The sequence below is a fragment of the Thauera sp. 28 genome, assembly GCF_000310145.2.
GTDB lineage: Bacteria > Pseudomonadota > Gammaproteobacteria > Burkholderiales > Rhodocyclaceae > Thauera > Thauera mechernichensis.
Map to the genome: position 1 here is coordinate 24,386 of NZ_AMXA01000034.1, position 7,791 is coordinate 32,176.

7 protein-coding genes are annotated in these 7,791 nt (G+C 66.9%); 4 read left to right on the forward strand and 3 right to left on the reverse strand.

What is annotated here, in order from left to right:
* Window positions 1-11: 11 nt before the first annotated feature.
* Window positions 12-338 (forward strand): hypothetical protein, encoded by a 327-nt coding sequence (locus tag C662_RS17170; RefSeq protein ID WP_002931931.1) that lies wholly within the window; start codon window positions 12-14, stop codon window positions 336-338.
* Between the two features lie 48 nt (window positions 339-386).
* Here the strand turns inward: C662_RS17170 and C662_RS17175 are convergent, their stop codons facing one another.
* Both C662_RS17175 and C662_RS17180 read right to left on the reverse strand, forming a co-directional pair.
* A complete protein-coding gene (locus C662_RS17175) occupies window positions 387-2,306 on the reverse strand; it encodes a bifunctional diguanylate cyclase/phosphodiesterase (RefSeq protein WP_002931940.1) in 1,920 nt (639 codons plus the stop codon).
* Window positions 2,307-2,331: 25 nt separating this feature from the next.
* The gene (locus tag C662_RS17180; protein WP_002931944.1) at window positions 2,332-3,027 is read right to left on the reverse strand and encodes a transglutaminase-like cysteine peptidase; all 696 of its coding nucleotides are present in this window, start codon (window positions 3,025-3,027) and stop codon (window positions 2,332-2,334) included.
* Window positions 3,028-3,253: 226 nt separating this feature from the next.
* Between C662_RS17180 and C662_RS17185 the strand changes: the two genes are divergently transcribed.
* Complete coding sequence (locus C662_RS17185) at window positions 3,254-4,717, forward strand: TolC family outer membrane protein (protein WP_002931947.1); 1,464 nt, start codon at window positions 3,254-3,256, stop codon at window positions 4,715-4,717.
* 36 nt (window positions 4,718-4,753) lie between these two features.
* Here the strand turns inward: C662_RS17185 and C662_RS17190 are convergent, their stop codons facing one another.
* Window positions 4,754-5,536 carry an enoyl-CoA hydratase/isomerase family protein gene (locus C662_RS17190; protein ID WP_002931954.1) on the reverse strand — a complete coding sequence of 261 codons (783 nt, stop codon included), beginning with the start codon at window positions 5,534-5,536 and terminating at the stop codon, window positions 4,754-4,756.
* Window positions 5,537-5,706: 170 nt separating this feature from the next.
* Between C662_RS17190 and C662_RS17195 the strand changes: the two genes are divergently transcribed.
* Window positions 5,707-6,027, forward strand: coding sequence for a DUF485 domain-containing protein (locus tag C662_RS17195; protein ID WP_353736329.1), 321 nt, complete (start codon window positions 5,707-5,709; stop codon window positions 6,025-6,027).
* Window positions 6,027-7,703 carry a cation acetate symporter gene (locus C662_RS17200; RefSeq protein ID WP_002931958.1) on the forward strand — a complete coding sequence of 559 codons (1,677 nt, stop codon included), beginning with the start codon at window positions 6,027-6,029 and terminating at the stop codon, window positions 7,701-7,703. Before C662_RS17195 ends, C662_RS17200 begins: the two co-directional genes overlap by 1 nt.
* Window positions 7,704-7,791: the final 88 nt, after the last annotated feature.

The window sequence follows — 7,791 nt, forward strand, 5'->3', positions numbered from 1 at the left end:
GAGGCTCAGGCATGCCTTACGTAGAACGCAACGCCGCTGGAGATATTGTTGCCGTCAGTGTCACCGAAGACGCGATCCACCGTCACCTCGTCGACGCCGAAGACCCGCAGCTGCGGGTCTTCCTGCACAAGCTCAGCGCCACCCCCGGGCTCGCCGAGACGGATCTGCACATGGTCCGCGTGCTCGAGGATCTCATCGACCTGCTCGTCGAACGCGCGGTGATCCGCTTTACCGACCTGCCGCCCGCGGCCCAGGAGAAGCTCAGCGCACGGCGCAGCGCACGGGTCTCGATGCGCAGCCTGCACCTGCTCGACGACGCCGACGGACAGGTGCTCTGACCTACCGCGTCCGCCGCGCCCTGGCCCGCTGTCCGCAGGCCCGGGCGCTCATGCTTGCGCCTGCACGCCTGGTCCGGTCACCCCGTCCACCCCCAGGCGTGTCAGCGCCGCTTGCTCCTGTGCCGTGCTCACGCCCTCGGCAATGACCTGCACGCCGATGCTGTGCGCCAGCATGCACAGGCTGCGCAGTACGTTCTGGTTGCCGGGCTCGGTGTCGATGCTGCGCACCATGGACGCATCCACCTTGATGTAGTCCAGGCCCAGGTCGTGCAAGTCACCGATGCGCTTGAGCTCACGGCCGCAATGCTCGATGCCGATCCGGCAGCCAAGCGGCTTGAGCATCTGGCACAGCTCGCGGAACTCCGCAGGATGCTGCACCACGCCGTACTCCGGCACCTCGACCCACAGCTTGCGTGCAGCCTCGGGTCGGCTGTCGAGCAGCGTCTGCAGATGGTTGCGGAAGGCTGCATCGCACAGCGACTCGGCCGATATGTTGATGCCCAGCGCGGACGGTTCCTGCTCCACGTCCAGCAACGCACGTCGCACCACCTCGGCGTCGATCCGGCTCACCAGCCCGAGGCGCGCCGCCCAAGGCATGAAGTAGCCCGCGCTCTGCCACTCGCCACCCATCTCCAGGCGCACCGGCGCCTCCTGGTGCAACACGGCGCCGCCTGTCGACAGCACCGGGAAGCGTGCCAGCATCATCCGCGACTTCAGCACGGCATCCTCGATCGCGCAGCGCCAACCATGCAGGTCGGTATGCGGCAGGGGCGGCCGGTCGGGGTCGGCGATGCGGATCATGCGCGCGCCGTCCTGCTCGGCCCCCGCCAGTGCCCCGTCGGTATGGGCGAGCAGCGCCTTCAGCGCCGTGCCTGGTGCAAACGCGCATGCCCCCAGCGCAAAGGCCACCTCCAGGGGCTCGCCTTCGCCAGCGTGGGCGATCGCGCGGTCGATCTCCACCTGCATGCGCTGGGCGACTGCGGCGGCATCTTCCTCGCCGCAGGCCAGCAGCGCAAAATCGGTACCGTTCAGTCGTCCTGCCTCCCAGCCCGGCTGCGACGACGCCAGGTGCAGCAGGTGATGGCCGAGCGTGCGCAGCAGGGCATCGACCGCCGGTCGTCCCAGGCGGCGGTTCAGCGCAGCCATGTCGGCAATGCGCGCGATCACCAGCGTGCCGCCGGCACGCGCATCCTCACGCTCCAGGGCGCTCTCCACCTGGCGCAGGAACTGGGCACGGGTCATCAGGCAGGTCAGTGCGTCATGCTGGCTCTGGAAGCGCAGCGCCTCCAGGCGCTCGGCCTCCTCACTCAGCATTTGCCGCACCCTGCCCGACAAGGCGTTCATCGCCCCCACCACGCGGCGGAACTCCAGCGTCCCCGGTTCGGCGGTGGTGACGAAGCGACGCTCGCCGATCGCGCTCGCCTGCGCGACCACATCGTCGAGCGGGCTCAGAATGCGCTTGAGCAACACCGTGCCCAGCGCACCGCATACAAGCCCGCCGGCAGCAAACCACAACAGCAGGTCAAGCGTCGATCGCCACAGCGACTCATAGGCGTAGCGGTCGTGGCTCTCGACCTGCAGCGTGCCGAACTGGCGCCAGCCATCCTGCACCTGCGCCACGCCCGCACCGGCATGCATCGGGATCAGCTGGCGGAACCAGGCAGGCGCCACCTCGGCCCCGCCAGTTTGCGCCTGCTCGGCGATCGTCTCGCCGTTGGGCGCGGTCAGGCGGATCAGCCGGTAGTGGCCGGTGTCCATGCGCGCCGCCAACTGCAGCTCGATGCTCACCGGGTCCTTCGGCAGATGAGACAGCGCCAGCGCCAGCGCCCCTGCGTTGTCGATGTTCTTCACCGTCATCGCCTGCACCAGGTAAGCCCGCGCCGACAGGGTGCCCACGACCAGGCTTCCTCCCAGCGCGAGCACGGTCAGGCAGACGGTTGCGATCCACAGCTTCTTGATCAGGGACATGATGGGTGCATCCTTGCAGAGATCTTCATTTTCTCAGTTCGAGCCCTTCGCTCGCCATGCGCTCGAGCACGCTGCGCCAGCGCGACAGGCGCGCCGTCGGGTCTGCGGACGAGGTGCTCGCGCCCTGTACCCACAGGCCTTCGCTGGTGAAGCTGAAAATCGGAAACAGGTCGGGGCGGCGGCTGGCCGGGCGAATCTCGCCCACCAGGTTGTCCAGGATCAGCGGCTCGGCGTCGGCCGATTCGAAATAGCCCACCACCATATGAGCTTGCGACACCGTGCTTTGCGGCCCGCCGATGCGGGCTCGCACGTAGATCAGGCGCAGCCGCTCGGCCGGCATGCCCAGCGCAATCAGGCTGGCGTACTTGGCGATTGCAAAATCCTCGCAATCGCCTGCGCCGCGCGCAAGCATCTCAAGCGGCGTCGCCCAGTAGTCCGCTTGCCGCCAAACCACGATGTCATCCTCGAAGCGCACCCGGCGGTTGAAGAACCCATTCACGCGCGCCAACTGGTCCGCCGTCTCCAGCGCCGCCGCCTCGCCCAGCATCGCACGCCAGTCGCGCACCTGCTCGGCCACTGCGTCGCCGTGGCGGGCGAGGGCGATGCGCTCCATGTGCTCGAAGTCGGCCTCGGCCAGCACGCGCGACAAGCCGCCCGCCAGCGCCAGTATGGCGAGCAGGTAACAAACCGTCCTGGAAAGGGCGACGAGAGTCAGGGGCATGACATAATGCTGGCCGGGTGCTCACGATTATGCGGGATCGGCCGTGATGCGGCACAGCGCTGACCGCGCCACGACGTGACCCAGGACACGCCGGAGCCGGTAAATGCGCATGGCTTGTGCATTGCGTCACCGATTGCCGTCGATCCACCCACAACGCACGACCCGGATTGGGTCTAATGCGCACGTACCCCGAATCGCTCTCCGTTCGAAACCAAGGTTCTAATAAATGAACAACAAAGCTCTTCGCCGCACGCTCGGCATGATCGCACTCCTTGCGGTGCATGGCACTGCACAGGCAGCTTCCGCCCCAGTCCCCGACGCGCTGCGCGACGCCGTGCTCAAGGTCGTCGCCACCAACCCCGACGTGCAGGCACGCTGGCACGCCTTCCGCGCCGCCGGCGCCGAGCAGGACGTTGCGCGCGGCGGCTACCTGCCGCAGGTCGACCTCAACGCCGGCGTTGGCCGCGAACGTGTCGACCGTCCGCGCGAAGCCGTTGACAGCTACACCCGCCGCGGCGCCACCCTGTCGCTCAACCAGATGCTGTACGACGGCTTTCTCACCCGCAGTGAAGTGTCCCGCCTTGGCTACGCTCGTCTCGCCCGCTACTACGAAGTTGTCGATGCGGCCGAAACTGCCGCGCTCGACACGGTGCGCACCTACGCCGACGTGCTCCGCTACCGCGAACTCGTGCAACTGGCCAAGGACAACTACGTCGAGCACCGCCGCGTGTACGACCAGATCGCCGAGCGCGCCGCCGCCGGCGTCGGCCGCCGCGTAGACCTCGAGCAGGCCAGCGGCCGCCTCGCGCTTGCAGAATCCAACCTCCTCACCGAGGTCAGCAACCTGCACGACGTCAGCGCGCGCTACCTGCGCCTGGTCGGCGAAGAGCCTGCCGAGCGCCTCAGCGCGCTTCCCGACACCCTCGCCGGCAGCGAAGGCCTGCCTGCCACCGCCTCCGACGCCGTGCGTGCCGCGCTCGTCTCCAGCCCCGCCATCAACGCCGCAGTCGAGAACGTGCGCGCCGGCCAGGCAGAAGTCCAGGCTCGCCGCAGCGCCAACCAGCCGCGTATCGACTTGCGCGCCCGTCAGTCGCTCGACAACAACCTCGACGGCGTCAGCGGTAGCACGCGCGAAGGCGTGGTCGAAGTCGTGCTCAACTACAACCTGTTCCGCGGTGGCGCCGACCAGGCCCGCATCCGCCAAGCGGCAGAAACGCTCAACCAGTCCCGCGACCTGCGCGAAAAGGCCTGCCGCGACCTGCGCCAGACCCTGTCCATCGCCTACAACGACAGCGCCCGCCTGCGCGAGCAACTCGGCTACCTCGACCAGCACCAGCTGGCCATTGCCAAGGCGCGCGAAGCCTATCGCCAGCAGTTCGACATCGGCCAGCGCACGCTGCTCGACCTGCTCGATACCGAGAACGAGTACTTCCAGGCTCGCCGCGCCTACACTGGCGCCCGCTTCGACCTCCTCACCGCCCAGGCGCGCACCCTCGCCGGCATGGGGCAGTTGCTGCCCAGGCTGCAAGTCGCCCGCGAAGGCTTGCCCTCGGCTGCCGAACTCGGCCAGGACCGCGACGGCATCGACCCCGCCGAGCTCTGCCCGCCGGACGCCCCGTCCATGCTGCAGGTCGACAAGGACGCGCTGTTTGCCGAGGCCCTGCGCGAGGCCGGCGCCCGCAGGCCCTGAGCCCACCCGGCGCGGGGGGCACCTCGAGTGCTCCCCTCAGCGCCCTTTGAACACCGGCGCGCGCTTGTTCAGGAAAGCATCCAGTCCTTCGCGGTAATCCTCGGTCGCCAGAAAGTCGAACGCAGCGCGCCGCTCGGCCTCATCCAGCGGCGCGCCGGTCATCAGCCGGCGCACCCACTGCTTGTGCCAGCGCGCCACCAGCGGTGCCCCTGCGCAGATACGCTCAGCGCTCAGCGCCGCCTCCTCGAACACGCGTTCGTCATCCACCACCCGGCTCAGCAAGCCCTTCTGCAAGGCCTCGCGTGCATCCAGGATGCGGCCCTCGAGCAGGATCTCCAGCACCACCGCCGGCCCCACCAGCGCCAGCAGCCCGGCCATCTCCCCCGGGTACATCGAGAACCCCAGTCGGTTGATCGGCGCACCAAAGCGTGACGACTCGCCAGCGATACGGATGTCGCAGCAGCCGGCAATCTCCAGCCCGCCGCCCACGCACGCACCGCGGATCGCCGCCACCGTCGGCACCGCACAGTCGCGCAGCGCGTTGAGCGCGCTCGCCACCAGATCCTCGTGGTAGTGCATCGCGTCATCCACCGTCGCACGCACGGTCACGAACTCTTCGATGTCGCCGCCGGCGGCGAAGGCCTTCTCGCCCGCGCCACGCACAATCACGCAACGCACGCCATCGTCGGCCGCAACGCGCGCCATTGCGGCGGAAAGCCCGCGCCACATTGCGGCATTCACCGCATTGAGCTTGGACGGGTTGCACAGCGTCACGGTGGCGACGCCTGCGCTGATTTCACAATCGATTCCTGGGTTCATCGGCAAGCCTGACTATCGTCGATCAAAATTTTCCATACGGGGTAGTATGGGATCTTATGGATGATATATCATCCGCCGCTGCTGATAACCCCGCGTCAGACGGAGCGCTCGGCAAAAAGGAGGGTGGAGGGCAATGCAGTTCTACGTTGCTTATCCATGAGGAGGGAGAAGTGTCTGTCTCAATGTATGCGCATATTCGGCGCAACCCACGCTTCAAGGAACTGGTAGCCAAGCGGACCCGTTTTGCGGGCATCCTCGCGGTCATCGTTCTGGCCATGTTCTATGGCTTCGTCCTGCTCGTCGCGTTCGCGCCCGGGCTCATCGGCATGCGCCTCTCCGAGGGCAGCAACATCACCTTCGGCATCGTTGCCGGTCTCTTCCAGTTCGTCTTCTTCTGGGTGCTCACCTGGGTGTATGTCCGTCGCGCCAACGGCGAATTCGACGACATCAACAAGGAAATCATCCAGGCGGCCTGGAAGGAGGAGAAGTGATGAACGCAAGCACCCTGTCGCGCCTTGGCGCCGGCCTCCTCGTACTCGCCCTCCCTGCGCTCGCGCTCGCCAAGGGCGACATGGGCCAGATGGAGAAGCAGGCCCTCAACTTCCACGCCATCGGCATGTTCTTCGTGTTCGTGGTGCTCACCCTGGGCATTACCTACTGGGCGGCCAGCCGCACCAAGTCGACGGCCGACTTCTACACCGCGGGCGGCGGCATCACCGGCTTCCAGAACGGCCTGGCGATTGCTGGTGACTACATGTCCGCGGCCACGCTGCTCGGCCTCACCGCCATGATGTACATGCAGGGCGTCGACGCCTACATCTACATGCTGTCCTTCTTCGTCGGCTGGCCCATCATCCTGTTCCTGATGGCCGAACGCCTGCGCAACCTCGGCAAATTCACCTTCGCCGACATCACCGCCTACCGCCTCAACCAGGGCAAGGTGCGCACCATGGCCGCGGTCAGCTCGCTCACCGTGGTGTGCTTCTACCTCGTCGCGCAGATGGTCGGCGCCGGCCAGCTCATCAAGCTGCTGTTCGGCCTCGACTACAACATCGCGCTCGTCGTCGTCGGCGCGCTCATGATGATCTACGTCACCTTCGGCGGCATGGTCGCCACCACCTGGGTGCAGATCATCAAGGCCGTCATGCTGCTCATCGGCGGCACCACCGTCGGCGTGCTCGCTTTCAGCCAGTTCGGCTTCAGCTTCGACGAGCTCACCACCCGTGCGATGGAAGTGCACAAGCTGGGCGCCAAGCTGCTGTCCCCGGGCAGCCTGCTCGCCGACCCCATCACCGCCATCTCGCTCGGCCTGGGCCTGATGTTCGGTACCGCCGGCCTGCCGCACATCCTGATGCGCTTCTTCACCGTCACCGACGCCAAGGAAGCGCGCAAGTCCGTGCTCTACGCCTCGGGCATCGTCGCCTACTTCTTCAACGTCATCGCCATCATGGGTCTGTGCGCCATCCTCATCGTCGGCACCAACCCGCAGTTCTTCGAGGGTGGTGAGATCGGCGGCAAGGTCGTCGGCGGCGGCAACATGATCGCCATGCACCTGGCCCAGGCCGTCGGCGGCAACCTGCTGCTCGGCTTCCTGTCGGCAGTGGCCTTCGCAACCATCCTCGCGGTGGTGGCCGGCCTGGCGCTGGCTGGCGCGTCGGCGATCTCGCACGACATCTACTCGCGCGTCATCATGAAGGGCAAGGCCAACGAAGCCACCGAGCTCAAGGTGTCCAAGTACGCCACCATCGGCCTGGGCATCGTCGCCATCCTGCTCGGCATGGCCTTCGAGAAGATGAACATCGCGTTCATGGTCGCGCTCGCCTTCGGCGTTGCCGCATCGGCCAACTTCCCGGTGCTCATCCTGTCGATGTACTGGAAGGGCCTCACCACGCGCGGCGCCCTCATGGGTGGCTACTCCGGCCTCATCAGCGCGGTGCTGTTCGTGCTGCTGTCCAAGTCGGTGTGGGTCGACGTGCTGCACTTCGAGTCGGCCATCTTCCCCTACACCCAGCCCGCCCTGTTCTCGATGCCCATCGCCTTCTTCATGACCTGGCTGTTCTCCACGCTCGACAAGAGCCAGGAAGCCAAGGACGAGAAGGAAGCCTTCGAAGACCAGTACGTGCGCGCCCAGACCGGCGTCGGCGCTGCCACGGCCGCCGCGCACTAAACCGCACGCGCTCCAAGCCCTCGCGGCTGGCCCCGCTCCCGTAGGAGCGGCGCCAGCCGCGAGTCTTTTGGGGCCCACCCAACGCCCA

Excerpts from the sequence above, each read along its gene's own strand:
- C662_RS17185 (WP_002931947.1), top strand. The coding sequence starts at position 3,254 with ATGAACAACAAAGCTCTTCGCCGCACGCTCGGCATGATCGCACTCCTT.
- C662_RS17180 (WP_002931944.1), bottom strand. The coding sequence starts at position 3,027 with ATGCCCCTGACTCTCGTCGCCCTTTCCAGGACGGTTTGTTACCTGCTC.
- C662_RS17170 (WP_002931931.1), top strand. The coding sequence starts at position 12 with ATGCCTTACGTAGAACGCAACGCCGCTGGAGATATTGTTGCCGTCAGT.
- C662_RS17190 (WP_002931954.1), bottom strand. The coding sequence starts at position 5,536 with ATGAACCCAGGAATCGATTGTGAAATCAGCGCAGGCGTCGCCACCGTG.
- C662_RS17200 (WP_002931958.1), top strand. The coding sequence starts at position 6,027 with ATGAACGCAAGCACCCTGTCGCGCCTTGGCGCCGGCCTCCTCGTACTC.
- C662_RS17175 (WP_002931940.1), bottom strand. The coding sequence starts at position 2,306 with ATGTCCCTGATCAAGAAGCTGTGGATCGCAACCGTCTGCCTGACCGTG.